Genomic DNA, 20241 nt, shown 5'->3' with positions numbered 1-20241 from the left:
GGCAAACTCGTGCTCATGATCCTGGCGCTCACCGTTGTGGCGTTTTAGGTGTTCGCCGAGCGCGCCGCTTTCCAGGGTCAGAATTCGCCCCAGCCCGTTGACTTTTGCTCAAGAGGGCGAGGTGCCCAGGAATGAAAAAACCGATCTCCGAGGCTTCAGATGGTGGGCGCACAAGGGATCGAACCTTGGACCTCTCCCGTGTGAAGGGAACGCTCTCCCGCTGAGCTATGCGCCCGGGATCTCAACATCTGGTCCGAAAGGCCGGCTTGCGAACAGACCGGGTGTTTCGGAGCCGGGATTTACGGAATTGCAGGCATCGGTGTCAAGCCAACGTTGGCGGAAAACCCGGGATACTTCTATCCCGCTTGCCCGGTGCGGGCGGTCTGCGACTGCAAGGCCCGGATTCGCTCGGCCAAGGTGCCGCGCGGCGCGCTTCCGGCGGGTTTGGCGGGGGCCGCGCCATTGGTGGATTTCGCGGGCTCGGTGGGGGCGGCGGCCAGCATCGCTTGGATCGCGGAGTCCGGCCCCTCCAGCTGCATCGCCAGCTTGGCGACCTCGGCGGCGATGTCGTTGATGCGCTCGCGCAACAGCGCGTTCTCCATCCGCTCGGTGGCCCAGGCGGTTTCTGCCTGCTGCTGGATGGCGGCGAGATCGCGCTGCAGCTTGCTGCGATCCTCGCGGGTCGCGCGCAGCTCCAGCTCCAGCACGGCCTTTTCGGTGCGCAATTGCTCAAGATCGGGCGAGGCTGCCGCGCTCGCGGCAGCAACGGAGACCGCCTGGGCCCGCAGCTCGGCGTTGTCCCGCTCGAGCTGCTGCAGCCGGCCGGCGAGCGTTTCGGCCTCTTTGACCTGGGCGATCAGCTGGCGGTCGAGCTCGGTGACGCGCTGGCTGAGCTGGGTGATGCGCTCGCGCGCCTGCGTCAAATCCTGGTTGGCCGCGTTGGATTCGCCGCGCTGCTGCTCCAGCCGCTGCTGGGTGGCGGCGAAGTCCTTCTCGGCGGCGTCGATCCGGGTCTTCAGCGCGTCGATCTGGGTGTGCATGGCGACCAGCTCGACCTGGCGGCTGTCGGCCTCCAGCGTGCGGTCGGCCAGTTCGCTCGAAAGCTTGGCGAGCTCGGCCTGCTTGTCGCTGAGCGCCTGTTCGGCGGCCTGCAGCGCCGCGGCTTTGCCGGCGAAATCCTGTTCGGTGGTCTGCAGCTGTTCCTTGAGAGCGGCCTCGCGGGCCTCCAGCGCGAAGATCGCGGCGTTCTTTTCGCCAAGCTCGAGCTTCAGCCGGTTGATGGCGTCGGATTTCTTGCCGAGTTCGGCGAGCTGGCTGGTGGTCTTGTTCTTGAGCTGCTCGACGCTCATTTCCAGCCGCCTGGCCGACATCGCGAATTCGGCGCGCAGCTGATCCTTGTCGGCCTGGATTTCCGCCATCGACAGCGGGGTCGCGGCCTCCAGCCGTTTGGTGGTCAGCCGCACCGCGCGATTATGCACCAGCGGCACGATCATCAGCCACAGCAGCATCGAGACCAGAAAACCGATCGCCAGATACATGATCGGCTCGACCATGGATGACACTCCTTCAGAATGGCCGCAGGTCATTTGCGCCGGCGAGGCCGGCAGCCATCGCCGGCCCGCGCAGCGCGAGAGCCGATCGGTGCCGAACATCGGCGATCCGACGCCGCTTGGCGCCGGCCACTCTGCCATCGCGGCCGGCGGACACGCCAGCGCCGTGCAGCGTTAACGTGAATCCGGCATCGCCGTCACGCGATTTTGTGGGAATTTGGGCCTTTGCGAGCCGCGCGGCCGATCAGAAAGGATTCCAGGTCGCGCCCTGGGTGAACTTGAGGTAGCCGATATTGGCGCCCAGCCGCAGCCCGAGGCCGGAGCGGATCGGCACCAGCACGATGTTGTTGGCGGTGAGCGCCGTCATGCCGAAGCCGCCGACGATGTAGGCCGAGCCGTCGATCCCGGCGAAGCGCTGATAGATCGCATTGGTGGCCGGCAGATTGTACACCAGCGTCATGGTCCGCGCGCCGTCGCCGCCCCAATCGAAGCCGACCGAGGGACCCTGCCAATATACCCGCAGATCGCCGGCATTCTTGGTGTAGAGCGTGCCCTCGCCGTAGCGCAGCCCGGCCACGAAGGCGCCGGAGCCTTCTTCGCCCAGAATATAGCCGTTCGGCAGGCCCCATTGGCTGACCGCCCGCTCGATCACCGAGGCGAGGCCGCGCGAGACATTGCCGAAGAAGCGGTGGCCGGCGTTGGTCAATTCGTCCGGGCCATAGGTGTTCGGCGTGGCCTGCTGCTGCCGCGGCGCCTGCTGCGCCGATGCCGGCACAATCCAGGACATCATCGCGGCGAGCGTCACCGCGGCGAGGCGTGATGCGAAAGTCATGATGAAGAACCCCTAGGTCTCAAAATTCATGGCTGCGGCCTTAACCGAATGCTGAGCAGCGTCAGCTAAGGCTTGCGTCCAGTGTCCCCGACTCGATTGTTATCGGCATCAACTATGACGGCACAACGGCAGGAAAGAAAAGCGCGGCGCCGCGGAATAGCCCTGATTGCGGCGTTGGCCGGCGTATTAGCTGGGGTGGGCGTGCCGGTGCTGGTCCGTGCCAATACCACCGAGCGGGTGGTCGCCAACCGCTACACCGGGGTCGCGATCTCGGGCTACGACCCGGTGGCGTACTTTACCGAAAAGCAGGCGGTGCTCGGCCGCCCGGACGTCGAGGCCTGGCTGGCCGGGGCGGTCTGGCGGTTCTGCAACGCCGCGAACCGGGCCTATTTCGTCGAGCGGCCGGATATCTATGCGCCGCAATTCGGCGGTTACGACCCGGTCGACGTCGCCCGCGGCGTCGCCGTGGAGGGCAATGGCGAACTCTGGCTGGTCGTCGGCCAACGGCTGTATCTGTTTTCGCGCCAGGAAAGCCGCGAGGAATTTTCCGCCGATCCCGCCCGCTACCTCGCCGAAGCCCAGCAGCGCTGGCCCAAGCTGTTGGACTCGTTGGTGCAATAGCTTCAGGCCGCAGCCTTGGGATCGCCCCAGGCGATGAACTCCGGAATGATGAAGCCGGCCGCACCGAGGCCGAAGCGAATTGGCCGGCCCGCCGAATCGCCAACCTTGCCGCCGGCGGCGGAGAGCACCGCATGGCCGGCGGCGATGTCCCATTCGCAGGTCGGCGCCAGCCGCGGGTAAATATCCGCCACGCCTTCGGCGACGCGGCAGAATTTCACCGCCGAGCCCATGCATCTGCGCACCGCGCCGGGCCGCTCGTCGATGAACGCCTCGGTGCGGCAATCGCCATGCGAGCGGCTGACCGCGGCGATCCATTCGCAGCCGGCGGGGAAGCGGCGGGTGCGGATCGGACTGGCTTCGCTCACCGTCATATCCGGCGCCACGCGCAATCGCTCGGCGCCGGCCCCGACGATGCCCCGCCAGACCAGCCCCAGCGCCGGCGCGCCGACGATGCCGAGCAGCGGCACCGCATCGGTGACCAGCGCCAGATTGACGGTGAATTCGTCGCGGCCGGCGATGAATTCCTTGGTGCCGTCGAGCGGATCGACCAGAAAGAAGCTGCCGCGGTAGGGCGGCGTCGCCAGCGCAACGCGTTCCTCCGAGACCACGGGCAGGTCGGGGCACAGCCGCGCCAGCCCGTCGGCGATGATCCGGTCGGCGGCCAGATCCGCCGCGGTCACCGGCGATCCGTCGGATTTCCCTTCTACCGCCAGATGCCCGCGGTCGACCGCCAGGATGGCCGCCCCCGCTCTGAGTACCAGTTCGGTCAACCCCGCCAGCAGCGCTTCGGCCGCCTCGCGCTGCAGGCTGGGGTGGCTGGAGGCTGGCTTGCTGATCATCAGACTTCCTGTTGCGGCGGTGTGCGGTTTTGGCGATGATTGCAACGCGGGTTGCGCGTGGACCAGGCGACGACGGCCGCCTCGTGTTGGCAGTGGCGGCGCCCGCGGTGTATCAACCATCACCCATGGCTGATTCGCCGTGTCCAAGCCGAGCGGCTTTCCAGGAAAGATGTGATGTCTGGCACCCCGATATCTGCCCCCGTCTCCGTCCCCGCTCCCGATGCGCTGGAACTCGCGGCGCTGTTGTGTTCGCGGGTCTGCCACGATTTGATCAGCCCAGTCGGCGCCATCGTCAATGGCCTCGAAGTGCTGGATGACAGTCCGAAGCAGGAAGATCGCGAATTTGCGCTCGATCTGATCCGCAAGAGCGCGCGCACCGCCTCGGCGCGATTGCAGTTCTGCCGGCTGGCGTTCGGCGCGGCCGGCTCGGCCGGCGCGCAGATCGACCTCGGCGATGCGCAGAACATGGCGCGCGGCCATCTCGAGGACGACAAGACCAAGATCGAATGGAATTTGCCGCGCATTCTGTTGCCGAAGAACAAGGTCAAGCTGCTGTTGAACATGCTGGTGATCGCCCAGCAGACGATTCCGCGCGGCGGCGTGCTGACGGTCGAAGCGGTGGGCGAGGGCGATGCGATGGGCTTCCGCGTCGCGGCGTCCGGATTGAACGCCCGCACCCAGACCAACATCGTCGACATGCTGAGCGGCGCGCATGCCGGCTCGATCGATGCCCATGCGGTGCAGCCTTACTACACGCGGCTGTTGGCGCAGGCCTGCGGCTTCAGCGTGTCGCTGGCGCCGGCAGGCGAAGCCGTGGTGGTGACGGCCTCCTGAGCGGCGAGCTTCGCATCGTCGACGCTGTGCCGTCGGCGATCCGAATTCGGGTTGGTTAACCAATGCTTGACGACGGCCGCCGACACTGCGATCGGCCGGTCGTGATCGTTCTTATCCATTACTCAACCAATATTAAACGCTTTGCGCCGACAGTGCCGGTTCCAAGGCGTGACGACGTGCGCGCCAGAGACTGAAGGCGTGTTCCATGGACGACTTGTTGCGCGAGTTTTTGACGGAGACGAATGAGAGCCTGGACACGGTTGACAACCAACTGGTCAGGTTCGAGCAGGACCCCAACAACGCCAAGATTTTGGACAACATTTTCCGGCTGGTCCACACCATCAAGGGGACCTGCGGGTTTTTGGGTCTGCCGCGGTTGGAAGCTTTGGCGCACGCCGCCGAGACCCTGATGGGCAAATTCCGCGACGGCATGCCGGTGACCGGCGAGGCGGTGACGCTGATCCTTTTGACCATCGACCGGATTAAAGAGATTCTAGGCGGGCTGGAGGCCACCGAGGCCGAGCCTGAGGGCGTCGACCAGGATTTGATCGGCGAGTTGGAAGTGTTGTCGCAAGCGCCGATGGCGGCGCCGGTGGTCGAAGTCGTCCCCGAAGTGGAGGCCGCGCCGGTGGCGGCGGTCGCCGAGGGCACGCTGGTGCCGCAGATTCTGGAGCGCGCGCTGCGCCCCGGCGAAGTCTCGCTCGACGAATTGGAGCGGGCGTTTCGCGAGACCGAAGTCGCGGTGGAGATTGCGCAGCCGGTCGAAGCCAAAGCTGCCGAAGCCGACCACGCCGAGCATAAGCCCGCGGACGCCGCGCCGGTGGCCGCCGAGGCCAAATCCGACGCCAAATCGGACGCCAAGCCAGGCAAGCCCGTGACCAAGAAGAAGACCGCCGTGGAATTGGATATGCCGCTGCACGATTCCGACAAGATCGCCAACCAGTCGATCCGGGTCAATGTCGACACCCTCGAGCACCTGATGACCATGGTGTCCGAGCTGGTCTTGACCCGCAATCAGCTCCTGGAGATCAGCCGCCGCCACGAGGACACCGAGTTCAAGGTGCCGTTGCAGCGGCTCTCCACCGTCACCGCCGAACTGCAGGACGGCGTGATGAAGACCCGCATGCAGCCGATCGGCAACGCCTGGCAGAAGCTGCCGCGCATCGTGCGCGATCTGGCCTCCGAACTCGGCAAGCAGATCGAACTGGAGATGCACGGCGCCGACACCGAGCTCGACCGCCAGGTGCTCGACCTGATCAAGGATCCGTTGACGCATATGGTGCGCAACTCCGCCGATCACGGCCTCGAGACCCCGGCCGATCGCGCCGCCGCCGGCAAGCCCGAGCAGGGCACGATTCGCTTGTCCGCCTATCACGAGGGCGGCCACATCGTGCTGTCGATCGCCGACAATGGTCGCGGCCTCGACACCGCGCGGATCAAGGCCAAGGTGATCGCCAACGGGCTGGCCTCCGAAGCCGACGTCGAGAAGATGTCGGAGAGCCAGATCCACAAATACATCTTCGCGCCGGGGTTCTCCACCGCGGCTGCGGTCACCAGCGTGTCCGGCCGCGGCGTCGGCATGGACGTGGTGCGCACCAATATCGATCAGATCGGCGGCACCATCGACATCAAGTCGGTGGCCGGCGAAGGCTCCAGCGTCACTATCAAGATCCCGCTGACCTTGGCGATCGTCTCGGCGCTGATTGTTGAGTCCGCCGGCAACCGCTTCGCCATCCCGCAATTGGCGGTGGTCGAGCTGGTGCGGGCGCACGCCAATTCCGAGCACAAGATCGAGCGCATCAAGGACACGCCCGTCCTGCGCTTGCGCAACAAGCTGCTGCCGTTGATGCATCTGCGCCACCTGTTGCGGATCGACGACGGCAAGGTCACCGAGCCGGAGAACGGCTTCATCGTGGTGACCCAGGTCGGCAACCAGACCTTCGGCATCGTCGTCGACGGCGTGTTCCACACCGAAGAAATCGTCGTCAAGCCGATGTCGACCAAGCTGCGGCACATCGGCATGTTCTCCGGCAACACCATCCTGGGCGACGGCGCGGTGATCATGATCGTCGATCCCAACGGCATCGCGCAGGCGCTCGGCACTTCGGTCGCAGCCCAGCACGACATCGCCGAAGACAACGCCGCGATCCGCGCCTCCTCGGCCGATCAGTTGACCTCGCTGCTGGTGTTCCGCGCCGGTTCCGCGCAGCCCAAGGCGGTGCCGCTGTCGCTGGTGACGCGGCTCGAAGAGATCGCCGCCGACAAGATCGAGTTCTCCAACGGCCGCCACATGGTGCAGTACCGCGATCAGCTGATGCCGCTGGTGACGATGGACGGCGTCAGCGTCAAGACCTCCGGGGCGCAGCCGATCCTGGTGTTCGCCGACGAGGACCGCGCGATGGGCCTCGTGGTCGACGAGATCGTCGACATCGTCGAAGAACATCTGCAGATCGAGGTCGGCTCCAGCCACGAGGGCATTTTGGGCTCCGCGGTGATCAAGGGCGCCGCCACCGAAGTGATCGACGTCGGCCACTTCCTGCCGATGGCGTTCGCCGACTGGTTCAAGCGCAAGGAAATGCGGCCCTCCACCACCGCACAGTCGATCCTGCTGGTCGACGACAGTGCGTTCTTCCGCAACATGCTGGGCCCGGTGCTGAAGGCCGCGGGCTACAAGGTGCGGCTCGCCACCAACGCCCAGGAAGGCTTGGGCGTGCTGCGCTCCGGCCAGGAATTCGACGCCATCCTCACCGACATCGAGATGCCGGACATGAACGGCTTCGAATTCGCCGAGACCATCCGCGCCGACGCCAAATTGGCGCAGACCCCGATCATCGCGCTGAGCTCAATGATCTCGCCGGCGGCGATCGAGCGTGGCCGGCAGGCCGGCTTCCACGACTACGTCGCCAAGTTCGACCGGCCGGGCCTGATCGCCGCGCTGAAAGAACAGACCACCCATCTGAACCAGGCGGCGTGAGGACCACGATGACCACCAACATCTCCAGCGTCGAAACCTTAAAGCCGGTTGCCTCCGACGGCGCCATCACCGAATACGTCACCGCGATGATCGGCGGGCAATTGTTCGGGCTGCCGATCAGCCGGGTGCAGGACGTGTTCATGCCGGAACGGCTGACCAAGGTGCCGCTCGCCCCCGACGACGTCGCCGGCGTGCTCAACCTGCGCGGCCGCATCGTCACCGCGATCGACATGCGCGCGAGGCTCGGGCTGCCCCGGATCGACGACGGCAAGCCGCCGATGGCGATGGGCGTCGACCTGCGCGGCGAATCCTACGGCCTTCTGATCGATAGCATCGGCGAAGTCTTGAAGCTCGCCGACGACAGCCGCGAGGTCAACCCCGTCAACCTCGACCCCCGCATGGCCAAAATGGCCTGCGGCGTCCACCGCCTCAACGGCCAACTCATGGTCGTCCTCGATGTCGACCGCGTCCTCGAAATCGGTCCTGACAGGATTGCTGCGTAAGCTGCGACGGATTTGCGTGCCTTGATGAGTTGAAAATGCCCATCCGGGCGATCAGAGAGAACACAGAGGCTGAAATGAAAACATGTTTGGTCGTCGATGATTCAAGCGTCATCCGCAAAGTCGCCCGCCGGATTCTGGAAGGTCTCGATTTTCAGATCGTCGAAGCCGAGGACGGCGAAAAGGCGCTGGAAATCTGCAAGCGCAGTCTGCCGGAAGCGGTGCTGCTCGACTGGAACATGCCGGTGATGGACGGCTACGAATTCCTGCGCAATCTGCGTCGGATGCCCGGCGGCGATCAGCCCAAGGTGGTGTTCTGCACCACCGAGAACGACGTCGCCCACATCGCGCGCGCGCTGCATGCCGGCGCCAACGAGTACATCATGAAGCCGTTCGACAAGGACATCGTGATGGCGAAATTTCACGAAGTCGGCCTGATCTGATCTCGTCATCCCGGTCTCGCGATCGACACCGGACGGTCGAGCGCCTTGCCTTTGTTCGTCTTGAGTTTGGTGTTGAATGAGTATCGCAGTGGCAAGTGCTTCGATTCCGGAACCGGTGCGGTACGAACCGCTGCGCGTGATGGTGGTCGACGATTCGGTGGTGATCCGCGGATTGATCTCGCGCTGGATCGAGGCCGAGCCCGACATGGTGGTGGCGGCTTCGCTGCGCACCGGCCTGGACGCCGTCAACCAGGTTGAACGGGTCAAGCCCGACGTCGCCTTGCTGGATATCGAAATGCCGGAGCTCGACGGCATTTCGGCGCTGCCGCAATTGCTCGCCAAGCAGCGCAATCTGATCATCATCATGGCCTCGACGCTGACCCGCCGCAACGCCGAGATCAGCTTCAAGGCGCTGTCGCTCGGCGCCGCCGATTACATCCCGAAGCCGGAGAGCACCCGCGAAGCTTCCGCGGCCGAAATATTCCGCCACGACCTGTTGCAGAAGGTGCGCAGCCTCGGCGCCCGGGTTCGCCGCAAAGTCCAGACCGGGCCCGGTGCGGTTGCCGCGCCCGCCATCGTGCGCGCCCGCGAACCGGCGCCGGTGCCGGCAGCCGGTCACGCGCCGGCGGTGCCGCTGTTGCGCCGCGCGCTCAGCTTGACCGCGCCGCGCGTGCTGCTGATCGGCTCATCGACCGGCGGCCCGCAGGCGCTGATGACGCTGGTCGCCGACATCGGTGCGGTGATCGATCGCTTCCCTGTGCTGATCACCCAGCATATGCCGCCGACCTTCACCACCATCTTGGCCGAACATCTGGCGCGCGCCAGCCGACGCCCCGCCCATGAAGGCATCGACGGCGAAATCATCAAGCCCGGCCAGATCTACCTGGCGCCGGGCGGCAAGCACATGCGGGTGGCGCGGCAGGGCGGCAACACCGTGATCGCGCTTGACGACGGTCCGGCGGTGAATTTTTGCAAGCCCGCGGTGGATCCGTTGTTCATCTCGGCGATCGAGGTTTGGCAAAGCGCGATCATGGCGGTGGTGCTGACCGGAATGGGCTCCGACGGCATGCGCGGCGGCAAGGACGTGGTCGCCGCCGGCGGCAGCGTGATCGCCCAGGACGAGGCCTCCAGCGTGGTGTGGGGGATGCCCGGCGCCGCGGCCAATGCGGGGATCTGCGCGGCGATCCTGCCGCTCAATCAGATCGGGCAGAAGCTGGTCCGGGTATTTGCAGGAGACCGCTCGTGAGCCCGGCCGATTACGATTTTCTCTGCAAGCTGTTGAAGGATCGCTCCGGCCTCGACCTGTCGGCCGACAAGCGCTACCTGGTCGAAAGCCGCCTGCTGCCGCTGGCGCGGCGCCACGATCTGCCGGGCATCAGCGAACTGGTGCAAAAAATCCGCGCCGGCGCCGAGGCGATCACCGCCGAAGTGGTCGAGGCGATGACCACCAACGAGACGTTCTTCTTCCGCGACAAGTTGCCGTTCGACCATCTGCGCGAGGAGATCATTCCGGCGTTGCTGCAGGCCCGTGCCGGCCGCCGTGCCTTGCGGATCTGGTGCGCCGCCGGCTCGACCGGGCAGGAGCCGTATTCGATCGCGATGGTGCTGAAGGAGATGGCCGCACAGCTGTCCGGCTGGCGGGTCGAGATCGTCGCTACCGATCTCAACGAGGCGGTGCTGGAGAAGGCCAAATCCGGCCTGTACAGCCAGTTCGAGGTGCAGCGCGGACTGCCGATTCAGCTGTTGGTGAAGTACTTCAAGCAGACCGGCGAACTCTGGCAGCTCAACCCCGAGATCCGCGCCATGGTGCAGCATCGTAAGCTCAATCTGTTGCAGGACTTCTCAAGTCTCGGCTCGTTCGACGTGGTGTTCTGCCGCAACGTGCTGATCTATTTCGATCAGGACACCAAGATCTCGATTTTCAACCGCATCGCCAAAGTGCTGGAAGCCGACGGCTATTTGGCGCTCGGCGCCGCCGAAACCGTGGTCGGGTTGACCGACGCGTTCAAGCCGCATCCGGATCGTCGCGGCATCTATCGGCCGAACGCCGACCGCCGTGCGCCGTCGATCGTGCCGGCGATGCAGCCCGCGCTGAAACTGGTCGCGGCAAGATAGTGCGCTGCGCGTTGTCTCATCATCGCGGATCGCGATCGGCGCGAAGCCCGTTTCGAGGATCTGCAACATCCGTGTCCCGGACGTCGAGCAGCGCCGTTGCGCTGCGAGGCGAGCCGGGACCGTACCAAAGGCAGCATCCGTAACGGCCCCGGCTCTGCAGCGCACCACGCCGCAAGCGCAGCGCACCACGCCGCGTCCGGGGCACGCTCAGACCCAATTCATGCACCCGCTTTGGCCAAACTCGGTCTCACGAGAAGTTCGGCGGGGATTTTCCAGGCCTCGCTGATGGTGCGGATCATCTCGACCGTCAGCGCTCGCTGGCGGCCCAGGATCTCGGAAGCACGGGAGCGCGAGCCGAGCAAGTCCGCAAGCTCGGCCTGGGTGTGCCCGAGGTCGGAAATAGCGTAGTGAAGCAGATCGATCGGATCGGCGATATCGACCGCCGGCCAGCGCGATTCCTCGTACTTCTCGACCAGGGTCGCAAGCACGTCGAGCTTGTCGCCGTCATCCGTGCCGGTCGGCGCGCCCCATAACTTCTCGATCTCGGTGAGCGCGGCGGCATGATCGTCATCGTTCCGGATCGGGCGGATGTCCATGATGTGCATCTCCCTCAAAAACGCGAAACCGTCAGGGCGTCGATCTTGTCGTATTCGCCGTGGGTCCCGATGAACTTCACGAAAGCAATCTGCCGGCCGAAGTCGATGACGACGATCAGCCGATGCTTTCCTCCGGCGACCTCGAATTTCACCCGCTCGGCGTTGAGAACAGTGGCGTTCGGCGCCGCGCGCCGGACGTCATCCATCGACGCCCACTTCGCGGCCCTGAGCAAAGTCCTCCACCGCGTCAGCGGCACTGCCGTCTCGGGATGTCCCTCCACATAGGCTGCCAGGGTGCTCCAGGCGATAATCCGCATGCCGAATCATGTTCCCGAATTGGGAACGAGTCAAGCGGTGGTCAGCAAAGCCGGTGTCCCGGACGCCGAGCAGCGCCTTGGCGCTGCGCGGCGAGCCGGGACCGTTCCAAGCGCTGTCGTCGCAACGGCCCGGATCTGCTGCGCACCACCCCGCAACCGCGGCGCTGTGCGCAGCGTCCGGGGCACGCTTCACACCAAGTCGTTCAGTCCGCGCCGCCGAACACCCGGTCGGCTTCGGCGATCGCGACAAACACGTGGTACAGCGTCGAGGCCGGCACGTAGTCCAGCATCGGCCGGCCGTCGCCGTCGATGCGGTCGATCCATCCGCCGTCGAACGGCCCCGACAGGAAACAGACCCGCAGCGCCCGCAGCAGCGCGGCGGCGCGGCTTTTCGACAGCGCGCGGTCGCGGCCGAATTCGAAATCGCTGGCGACCGCCTTCAGCGCTTCGCAGGTCGCCCAGCAGCGCCGGCTTTCGACCCGCGCCGTGCCTTCGATCGCAATCGATTCGACGATCGCGCCCGATCCGCCGATGCCCTCGGCGTAGGCGCGTTGCGACAGCTCGCCGATCAGCGCTTCGGTGGCGCGACCGGTCGCGCGCGAGAAGCGGTCGAGCAGCCAGATCCATTCGAAATGGTGGCCCGGCTCGAAGCTGGCCCGCGGTAGGTCGGCGATCTGCCAGTTGTCGTCGTAGAGCTCGGCGAGCGCGCGGTGCTGCCGCGAGAACATTTTGCTCTCGAACAGCGCGACGATCTGGTCGCAGATCCGGCGCGCCTCGGCGTTGTCGAAGGCGCTCGCGGCCTCAAGGGCCGCTTCCAGCAGATGCATCTGCGGATTCTGCCGGGAGTAGGCATCGCGCCGCGGCAGGCGATCGAGGAATCCCAATCCGCAGGGATGCGCCAGATCGGAGCGCAACAACGCGATCATCTCCGCGGCCGCTGCATCAGCCGCACCGCAGTCGCCGAGCTTGCGGACAAACGACAGCGCCAGCAACAGGAACGCGTAGCTGTAGGTGTCGGCGAACGTCTCGACGAGGTTGCCGCGGCGATCGACCGAGAACGCCATCGGAGCGCGTGGCTGTCCGGTTGCATATTTCTTGAGGACGGAGCGCAGCGCGGTGTCGACCAGTTCGCGGCCGTCGAACCAGCCGAGCTGCGTCGCATGGCTAAACACATAGATCTGCCGCGACTGCACCATCAGCCGCTGCGGGACGTCGATCGGCTGCGCGGAAAAGTCGACCCGCTCGACAAACAGCTCGATGTTGCGATCGAAGCCGGTGCGCGACCAGAACGGCAGCGCCTTGTCGACGATCCAGGCTTTTGCAGCGCCGAGTTCGGTGTGAAGGGGGTCAGGCAATTGGAAGGTCCCGCGTCTTGATCCGCCGTCGTTGGTGCGGTCGTCTTATATCAGGCCGATGGCGTGATCCATGGTCTGTGAGCGACGCGTTGCGGCGCGTTGCAGATCGGCCGCGCCGGAATTGTCGTGGATCGCGACCATAGACCGATCCCAGAGCCGAATCCGTCGTCAGATCGAATATGGCTTCTCACTGGCGGACCTATCCGCTATGGCTGCCAAGTTTGACCTGACACGTTCTTCCTTGCGAGGCCATTGATGTTTCCGGTGCCGAAACCCGTCTTGTTTCCGAACACCTACGCCTACGAATCCGAGCCGATGGTGAAGCCGACCGGGTTTCGCGAATACGACGCGCGCTGGCTGTTCGGCTCCGAGATCAACCTGATGGGCGTGCAGGCGCTGGGCATGGGGCTCGGCACGCTGATCGGCGAATTGGGGCAGCGCAAGGAGATCATCACCGGGCACGATTTCCGCAGCTATTCGGCGTCGATCAAATACGCGCTGATCTCCGGGCTGCTGGCCTCGGGCTGCAAGGTGCACGACATCGGTCTGTGCATGACGCCGATGGCGTATTTCGCGCAGTTCGAGCTCGACGTGCCCTGCGTCGCGATGGTCACCGCCTCGCACAACGACAACGGCTGGACCGGCGTCAAGATGGGCGCCAACCGTCCGCTCACCTTCGGGCCCGAGGAGATGACGCGGCTGAAGGACATCGTGCTCGGCGCCGCGTTTCACAACGAGGCCGGCGGCTCCTATCAATTCCACGAAAATTCTCCGGCGCGCTATATCGCCGATCTGACCAAGCGGCCGCCGCTGAAGCGCAAGCTGAAGGTGGTGGTGGCCTGCGGCAACGGCACCGCCGGCGCGTTCGCGCCGCAGGTGATGCAGGCGATCGGCTGCGAGGTGATCCCGCTCGACACCGAACTCGATCACAGTTTTCCGAAATACAATCCCAATCCGGAAGACATGGAGATGCTGCACGCGATGCGCGACGCGGTGCTGCAGCACAAGGCCGATCTCGGCTTCGGCTTCGACGGCGACGGCGACCGCTGCGGCGTCGTCGATAATACGGGCGAAGAGATTTTTGCCGACAAGGTCGGCGTGATGCTGGCGCGGGATATGTCGGCGATCACGCCGAACGCGGAATTCGTGGTCGACGTCAAATCCACCGGGCTGTTCGCGACCGACCCGGTGCTGCAGGCGCAAGGCGCCAGAACCGAATACTGGAAGACCGGGCATTCCTACATGAAGCGGCGCACCCACGAATCGAAGGCGCTGGCCGGCTTCGAAAAGTCGGGCCACTTCTTCTTCAACGCGCCGCTCGGCCGCGGCTATGACGACGGGCTGATCTCGGCGATCGCGATCTGCGAGATGCTGGATCGCGCGTCCGGCAAGACCATGTCCGATCTGAAAAACGCGCTGCCAAAGACCTGGTCGTCGCCGACGATGTCGCCGCACTGCGCCGACGAGACCAAATACGGCGTGGTCGCCGCGGTGATCGCGCATTTCGAGGCCGCGCAGAAGCACGGCGACCAGGTCGCCGGCCAGCCGATCCGCGATCTCGTCACCGTCAACGGCGTCCGCGTCACCTGCGAAGACGGCAGCTGGGGCCTGGTGCGGGCCTCCTCCAACAAGCCGGAACTGGTGGTGGTGGTGGAAAGCCCGGTGTCGGAAGCCCGGATGCACGAGATGTTCGAGGCGGTGAACGTGGTGCTGCGCACCCACCCCGCGGTCGGCGCCTACAACCAGACGATCTGAGCGTGACCCCGAGTTGGTCTACAAGCTGGAGAGCAGGAAGCGAACCCACCCAGAAAGAGCATCGCAAAAGAAACGGCGTGTGGTCGATGTACCCGGGAAGCGCGTCACAGCACGTCGGAATGATCGAGCTCGATCCGCGATATCCATCAGGGCCTGCGCTCAACGACCGCGCCGCAAGGCCGTATACATGACCGCATCGCTTCATTTGCCGAAACGCCAAAAAAGCTTGCCCAGAGGACCGTCCATACATGACTGCTGTGGATGTGGTAGCGGCACCGGCTGGAACAGCCGGGCCATTCGACCGCGCTGACGCCCCGCTTCGCGCGCCGCCTGCGGTTGCCTGGCCGCCGCCGCTATGCTTTGGTTGCCGCCGCACGTCACCTTGCGAAGGCGAAGCGTGGAGCGCGACGTCGCTCGGGCGCCGCCGGGCAATGGATCGATCCCAGACGAATCACGGTATAAATATCGATGGACAGGCTGACCTCCGCAAATGTCCGGCCGGCGCCGGACACGACGATTGCCGTGTTGATCCCATGCTACAATGAGGAAGCGGCGATCGGCGCGGTGATCGCGGATTTCCGTAAGGCGCTGCCGAACGCCGGGATTTTCGTCTACGACAACAATTCGTCGGATCGCACCGTGGCGGTGGCGCTCGCGGCCGGTGCCGAGGTGCGCAGCGAACGCCGCCAGGGCAAGGGCCATGTGGTCCGCCGGATGTTCGCCGACGTCGATGCCGAGATTTACGTGCTGGTCGACGGCGACGCCACCTACGACGCGGCCAGTGCGCCGCGGATGATCGAGGCGCTGGTGTCGGACGGTCTCGACATGGTGGTCGGCGTGCGCGTCGACCAGGCGCCGGAGGCCTATCGCGCAGGCCACCGCACCGGCAATTGGATGCTGACCAGCTTTCTGTCCTCGGTGTTCGGCGAGGCCTTCAACGACGTGCTGTCCGGCTACCGGGTGTTCTCGCGGCGCTTCGTCAAATCCTTCCCGGCGCTGTCGAGCGGCTTCGAGATCGAGACCGAGCTCAGCGTCCACGCGCTGGAGCTGGCGCTGCCGGTCGCGGAACTCCAGACGCCTTACTACGCCCGGCCGGAAGGCTCGTTCAGCAAGCTCAACACCTGGCGCGACGGCTTTCGGATTCTCAGCACCATCCTGAAACTCTACCGGTGGGAGAAGCCGCTGCAATTCTTCGTGGCGATCGGCGCCTTCCTGGCGCTGCTGTCGGCCGGCCTCGCGGTGCCCGTCGTGATCACTTATCTCGAGCAAGGCCTGGTTCCACGGCTGCCGACCGCTGTGCTGTCGATGGGGCTGATGACCCTGGCGATGCTGTCGGTCTCCTCGGGTCTGGTGCTGGATACGGTGACCCGCGGCCGCCGCGAGATGAAGATGCTGGCCTATCTGTCGCTGCCGAGCGCGAGGGTGAGCCGCAGCGGGCAACGCAGCGCCAAAGAGCTGCCCAACTAAGCCATCGCCGACCGCTCGTTGTCAGCACGCCGCCGATTGCCCTCACCGTTGAATGAAATGTCGCATCGATGACAAACCAAATACCGACGACCGATCGACGCCACAGCTTGCAAGCGGGCGACACCCGCAGCCAGCGTATCGGGTTCGCCGCGGTCGTATTGTCGGTCGTGATGCTTGGCCTGTATTTCTACCGCAGTTGGCTGTTCACCGGGTTTGACGGAGTGTTCGGCGATACCGGCGACGCGCGGATTCTGATCGCCATCCTGGAGCACTGGCATCGCTGGTTCGCGGGCCTCGACCCGCATTGGAGCGACCCGATCTTCTTCTATCCGGAACGCGGCGTATTGGGCTTCACCGACGCCTACTTCCTCTATGCGCTGCCCTATTCGCTCGCGCGCGCCGCCGGCATCGATCCGTTCCGATCCTTCATGGTCGTAATGTTGCTGCTGTCGCTGATCGGGACATCGACATTCTACATCCTGGCCCGCCGTTGCCTGTCGGCGTCCGCGCTCACCGCGTTGCTCGGCGCCGCGTTGTTCGGCTTCGCCAACATGATGGCGCTGAAGATCGGCCACGCCCAAAGCTATTGCGTGATGCTGCTGCCGTCGGCGGTCTTGTTGTCGACCGCGGCCTGGAGCAGCCCGAGGAAGCCGCTCGGCGCGTTGCTCGCCGCATCGTCCGGCCTGCTGCTGGCCTTGATGTTCTTCACCGCCTATTTGACCGCGTGGTTCGCCGCCACCTTGGCGATGCTCACCTTCGTGATCTATGCAGTCATCGGCGGTCGGCCGCGGATGGTCACGCTGTCCCGTCGCTTGTTTGTCGAGCGCCGTCCCGTCACCATCGGCTTCGTCACCGGCTTCGCCCTGGGGCTTGTGCCGTTCCTGGTGCTGTATGTGCCGGTGCTGCTGCGCGGCACCGCGCGCCCGTTCGACGAGGTGCAGGGGTTCTTTCCGCAACTTGCCGACATCATCAATCCGGGGGCGGACAATATCGTCTGGGGACGGCTGCTGAAATCGCTCGGCATCGCCGGCATCGAAGGCCGCCAGCTCGGCGAGGTCGAGCTCGGCTATACGCCGCTGTTGTTCGCCACCTTCCTGGCGACGATGCTGGCGCTGCTCGGCGGCGCGCGGCGCAAGCTCGGCGTGGCCGGCGATGTCGGACTGGCGCTGGCGCTCGCCGTCATGCTGTATTGGCTGGTGCAGCTCGATTGGTTCGGTTATCGGCCCTGGCACGTCATTTGGGAATACGTCCCGGGCGCCAAGGGCGTGCGCACCACGTTCCGCTCGCAGATCGTGGCGCTGTTCGCCAGTTGCGTCGTGGTGGTGATCGGCCTTGAGCTATTGCGCCACAGCGGCGCTTCCAAGACATGGCTGGTGTGGCTGGTGCCGGTGCTGGCGCTGGGTCTGTTGACCGAGCAGCTCAATCGCAAATCGCCGCCGCGGTTCTGGCGCAGCGAGCAGATCGCCTGGCTGGCGAGCCTGCCGCCGGCGCCGGCCGCGTGTCGCGCGTTCTACTTATCGCCTGGCAGCGGCGGCACCAAGGAATGGTGGGAGATCCAATCCGACGCGATGATCGTCTCCGCTGTCCGGGGCCTGCCGACGCTGAACGGCAATTCGTCGTGGTGGCCGAAGGGCTGGCAGCTCAACGACCTCGGCGATCCGTCCTATCCGGCCAAAGTCGCCGAGTGGATGCGGCAGAACAAGCTCGGACCGGAGGTCTGCGCGCTGGATCTGGCGGCGGCCACCTGGCACCCCGCCGCGCCGTAGCCGGCGCGCTCCCGGCCGCGCCCGCGACAGGCGAAACGGTGGCCCCTTCCGAACTCGGTGTGGCGCCGTGCGACGAGATCATGCGCGAAGAACCGTAGTAGCCGTGGGTTGGCAAAGGCGCTCTTGCGCCGTGCCCACCACAAGACGGCCGGACCACTGTGGCGGGTCCGCTGCGGTGCGCCGTTGTTGACCGCGCAATGCCGCTGCTCTGGCCGGGCATCGCCATCTGAGTTATGCTCCGGCCGTTCTTCGAATGGGCCTGCCGGTGTGCTCGCGTTCGAGGCTTCGCACCGCAACCGTTCGAACCGAGTTTTGCCATGAAGCATCTGCTGGACCGCCTCGTCGCCGCTTGGCATAGGCGGGATTTTTGGGTGAAGGCGGTCAGCTTCGCGCTGGTGGGCGTCATCAACGCCTTCATCGACCTCGGGGTTTTCCTGGTGTTCTATGACTGGATCGGGGTGCCCCTGGTGGCCAGCAACGTGCTGGCGTGGGCGGTCGCAGTGTCCTGCTCCTACATCATGAACAGCTTCACGACCTTCGGACGGGAATCCGGCGGCAAGCTGCGGCTGCGCGACTATCTAAAATTCGTAGTGTCCGGCATTGCCGGGGTGACCGCCGCGACCACCACGCTGGTGGTGCTGTCGCTTTATCTGCCGGTCTTGACGGCGAAGCTGGTGTCGATCCTGGTGAGCTTCGTGGTGAATTTCTCGCTGTCGCATTTCGTGGTGTTTCGGCGCAGCGGCGACGGCGGGGTCGCCGGCTAGCGCGCCGCGCCTGCACTTGCGCGACCTGCGCAAATGCGACAGAAAGCGGCACGCTTAAACCAACCGAGAGGCGTTTCGATCTGATGGCCACTCCGATCATTCCCCTGATCATGTGCGGTGGAGCGGGGACGCGGCTGTGGCCGGCTTCGCGTGAGTCGCGGCCGAAACAATTTCTGCCGCTGTTCGGACCGCGCTCGACCTTTCAGGATACCTTGCTGAGAGTGTCCGATCCCGCGCTGTTCCGGCGTGCTATCATCATCACCAATGCCGCCTATCGCTTCATGATACTTGAGCAGCTGGCCGAGATCGGGCTGGAGGCGGATGTGCTGCTGGAGCCGGCGCGGCGGGATTCCGGCCCGGCGATCGCCGCCGGCGCCGCCTTCGCGCAGATCCACGACCCCGACGCGATCGTGCTGGCGTTGGCGTCCGACCATGTGGTGACCGATACGCCGGCTTTCCTCGCCGCCTGCCGCGAAGGCCTGGAAGCCGCGGAGGCCGGCAGCATCGTCACCTTCGGCGTCGAGCCGGCCCGCGCCGCCACCGAATACGGCTATATCCGCCCCGGTGCGACGGTGGCCGGCGAGGTCCGCGCGGTGGCGCGTTTCGTCGAGAAGCCGGACCCGGTGACCGCCGAGGCCTATATCAAGGACGGCTATCTCTGGAACAGCGGCAACTTCATGTTCCGCGCGTCCGTGCTGCTCGATGAATACCGGCTGGTCGATGCCGACAGCGTTCAGGCGGTGACCGACGCGGTGACCAAGGCGGGGCGCGACCTCGGCTTTATCACGCTGGATCCGGCGTCGTTCGCGGCGGCGAAACCGATCTCGATCGACTACGCGGTGATGGAGAAGACCAGCCGCGCCGCGGTGGTGCCGGTGTCCTGCGGCTGGTCCGATGTCGGCTCCTGGCACGCGGTCTGGGAGCTTTCGGCCAAGGACGCACAGGGCAACGCCGCGCAGGGCCAGGCGGTGTTCGAGGATTCCCGCAACTGCAACGTCGCGACCGACAAGACGTTGGTGGCGCTGGAAGGCGTCGACGACCTTGTGGTGGTGGCGACGCAGGACGCCATTCTGGTGTCGCGGCAGCAGGACCCCAACGGCCTGAAGCGGCTGGTGGTAAGACTGAAAGCCGAAGCGCCGCGGGTCACCGAAGATCATATCAATGTGCATCGGCCGTGGGGCTCCTACCAGTCGCTGGACAACGGCGAACGTCACCAGGTCAAACGCATCGTGGTGAAGTCGGGCGGCCGGCTGTCGCTGCAGATGCATCACCATCGCTCCGAGCACTGGATCGTGGTGCGCGGCACCGCGCGGGTCACCATCAACGATCTGAACAAGATCGTGCACGAGAACGAGTCGATCTACATTCCGATCGGCGCCACCCACCGGCTGGAGAATCCCGGCAAGATCCCGCTGGAATTGATCGAGGTGCAGACCGGCAGCTATCTCGGCGAGGACGACATCGTTCGGTTCGAGGACGATTACAAGCGGAACTAGCCGGCGGCCTCACCCGT

Annotated in this window: 19 protein-coding genes and 1 tRNA gene; 13 read left to right on the top strand and 7 right to left on the bottom strand. The window is 65.3% G+C overall.

Features of this window, described 5'->3' with window-relative positions:
• Positions 1-160 precede the first annotated feature (160 nt).
• Both RPC_RS21265 and RPC_RS21260 read right to left on the bottom strand, forming a co-directional pair.
• A tRNA-Val gene (locus RPC_RS21265) sits at positions 161-235 on the bottom strand.
• A gap of 121 nt (positions 236-356) precedes the next feature.
• Positions 357-1553: a hypothetical protein gene (locus RPC_RS21260; RefSeq protein WP_011474657.1), complete on the bottom strand. Its 1197-nt coding sequence runs from the start codon at positions 1551-1553 to the stop codon at positions 357-359.
• On the opposite strand from RPC_RS21260, the gene RPC_RS21255 reads away from it, so the two are divergent.
• Positions 1537-1728 (top strand): hypothetical protein, encoded by a 192-nt coding sequence (locus RPC_RS21255; RefSeq protein ID WP_041802183.1) that lies wholly within the window; start codon positions 1537-1539, stop codon positions 1726-1728. The genes RPC_RS21260 and RPC_RS21255 overlap by 17 nt on opposite strands.
• A gap of 66 nt (positions 1729-1794) precedes the next feature.
• On the opposite strand, the gene RPC_RS21250 is transcribed toward RPC_RS21255, so the two are convergent.
• Positions 1795-2382, bottom strand: a complete 588-nt coding sequence (locus RPC_RS21250; protein WP_011474656.1) for a DUF1134 domain-containing protein — start codon at positions 2380-2382, stop codon at positions 1795-1797.
• A 114-nt stretch (positions 2383-2496) separates the two neighbouring features.
• Between RPC_RS21250 and RPC_RS21245 the strand changes: the two genes are divergently transcribed.
• Positions 2497-3003, top strand: a complete 507-nt coding sequence (locus tag RPC_RS21245) for a YHS domain-containing (seleno)protein (protein WP_011474655.1) — start codon at positions 2497-2499, stop codon at positions 3001-3003.
• A 2-nt stretch (positions 3004-3005) separates the two neighbouring features.
• Here the strand turns inward: RPC_RS21245 and RPC_RS21240 are convergent, their stop codons facing one another.
• Positions 3006-3842, bottom strand: coding sequence for a 3'(2'),5'-bisphosphate nucleotidase CysQ family protein (locus RPC_RS21240; protein WP_011474654.1), 837 nt, complete (start codon positions 3840-3842; stop codon positions 3006-3008).
• A gap of 174 nt (positions 3843-4016) precedes the next feature.
• Between RPC_RS21240 and chpT the strand changes: the two genes are divergently transcribed.
• The 6 genes from chpT to RPC_RS21210 all read left to right on the top strand — a co-directional run bounded on the left by chpT (position 4017) and on the right by RPC_RS21210 (position 10708).
• Complete coding sequence (chpT, locus tag RPC_RS21235; protein WP_011474653.1) at positions 4017-4676, top strand: histidine phosphotransferase ChpT; 660 nt, start codon at positions 4017-4019, stop codon at positions 4674-4676.
• 205 nt (positions 4677-4881) lie between these two features.
• Complete coding sequence (locus tag RPC_RS21230; protein ID WP_011474652.1) at positions 4882-7650, top strand: hybrid sensor histidine kinase/response regulator; 2769 nt, start codon at positions 4882-4884, stop codon at positions 7648-7650.
• A gap of 8 nt (positions 7651-7658) precedes the next feature.
• Positions 7659-8153 (top strand): chemotaxis protein CheW, encoded by a 495-nt coding sequence (locus RPC_RS21225; protein WP_011474651.1) that lies wholly within the window; start codon positions 7659-7661, stop codon positions 8151-8153.
• A 74-nt stretch (positions 8154-8227) separates the two neighbouring features.
• Positions 8228-8593 carry a response regulator gene (locus tag RPC_RS21220; protein ID WP_011474650.1) on the top strand — a complete coding sequence of 122 codons (366 nt, stop codon included), beginning with the start codon at positions 8228-8230 and terminating at the stop codon, positions 8591-8593.
• 76 nt (positions 8594-8669) lie between these two features.
• Positions 8670-9839 carry a protein-glutamate methylesterase/protein-glutamine glutaminase gene (locus RPC_RS21215; protein WP_011474649.1) on the top strand — a complete coding sequence of 390 codons (1170 nt, stop codon included), beginning with the start codon at positions 8670-8672 and terminating at the stop codon, positions 9837-9839.
• On the top strand, positions 9836-10708 hold the full coding sequence (locus tag RPC_RS21210; RefSeq protein WP_011474648.1) for a CheR family methyltransferase: 873 nt from the start codon (positions 9836-9838) through the stop codon (positions 10706-10708). Before RPC_RS21215 ends, RPC_RS21210 begins: the two co-directional genes overlap by 4 nt.
• Before the next feature lie 218 nt (positions 10709-10926).
• On the opposite strand, the gene RPC_RS21205 is transcribed toward RPC_RS21210, so the two are convergent.
• The 3 genes from RPC_RS21205 to RPC_RS21195 all read right to left on the bottom strand — a co-directional run bounded on the left by RPC_RS21205 (position 10927) and on the right by RPC_RS21195 (position 12976).
• A complete protein-coding gene (locus tag RPC_RS21205) occupies positions 10927-11304 on the bottom strand; it encodes a helix-turn-helix domain-containing protein (RefSeq protein ID WP_011474647.1) in 378 nt (125 codons plus the stop codon).
• A gap of 14 nt (positions 11305-11318) precedes the next feature.
• Positions 11319-11621, bottom strand: coding sequence for a type II toxin-antitoxin system HigB family toxin (locus RPC_RS21200; protein ID WP_011474646.1), 303 nt, complete (start codon positions 11619-11621; stop codon positions 11319-11321).
• 203 nt (positions 11622-11824) lie between these two features.
• On the bottom strand, positions 11825-12976 hold the full coding sequence (locus RPC_RS21195; protein ID WP_011474645.1) for an AGE family epimerase/isomerase: 1152 nt from the start codon (positions 12974-12976) through the stop codon (positions 11825-11827).
• Between the two features lie 255 nt (positions 12977-13231).
• Between RPC_RS21195 and RPC_RS21190 the strand changes: the two genes are divergently transcribed.
• The 5 genes from RPC_RS21190 (at position 13232) to RPC_RS21170 (ending at position 20224) form a co-directional block, all read left to right on the top strand.
• Positions 13232-14731, top strand: a complete 1500-nt coding sequence (locus RPC_RS21190; protein ID WP_011474644.1) for a phosphomannomutase/phosphoglucomutase — start codon at positions 13232-13234, stop codon at positions 14729-14731.
• Positions 14732-15199: 468 nt separating this feature from the next.
• A complete protein-coding gene (locus RPC_RS21185) occupies positions 15200-16198 on the top strand; it encodes a glycosyltransferase family 2 protein (protein WP_011474643.1) in 999 nt (332 codons plus the stop codon).
• A gap of 68 nt (positions 16199-16266) precedes the next feature.
• Positions 16267-17964 carry a hypothetical protein gene (locus RPC_RS21180; protein ID WP_011474642.1) on the top strand — a complete coding sequence of 566 codons (1698 nt, stop codon included), beginning with the start codon at positions 16267-16269 and terminating at the stop codon, positions 17962-17964.
• 317 nt (positions 17965-18281) lie between these two features.
• Positions 18282-18728, top strand: a complete 447-nt coding sequence (locus RPC_RS21175) for a GtrA family protein (protein ID WP_041802181.1) — start codon at positions 18282-18284, stop codon at positions 18726-18728.
• Positions 18729-18811: 83 nt separating this feature from the next.
• Positions 18812-20224 carry a mannose-1-phosphate guanylyltransferase/mannose-6-phosphate isomerase gene (locus RPC_RS21170; protein ID WP_011474640.1) on the top strand — a complete coding sequence of 471 codons (1413 nt, stop codon included), beginning with the start codon at positions 18812-18814 and terminating at the stop codon, positions 20222-20224.
• Positions 20225-20241 lie beyond the last annotated feature (17 nt).

It is taken from the genome of Rhodopseudomonas palustris BisB18, assembly GCF_000013745.1.
Taxonomy (GTDB): domain Bacteria; phylum Pseudomonadota; class Alphaproteobacteria; order Rhizobiales; family Xanthobacteraceae; genus Rhodopseudomonas_A; species Rhodopseudomonas_A palustris_F.
Note: the sequence above shows the minus strand (reverse complement) of the source record. Positions and strands in the feature narration are given on the sequence as shown.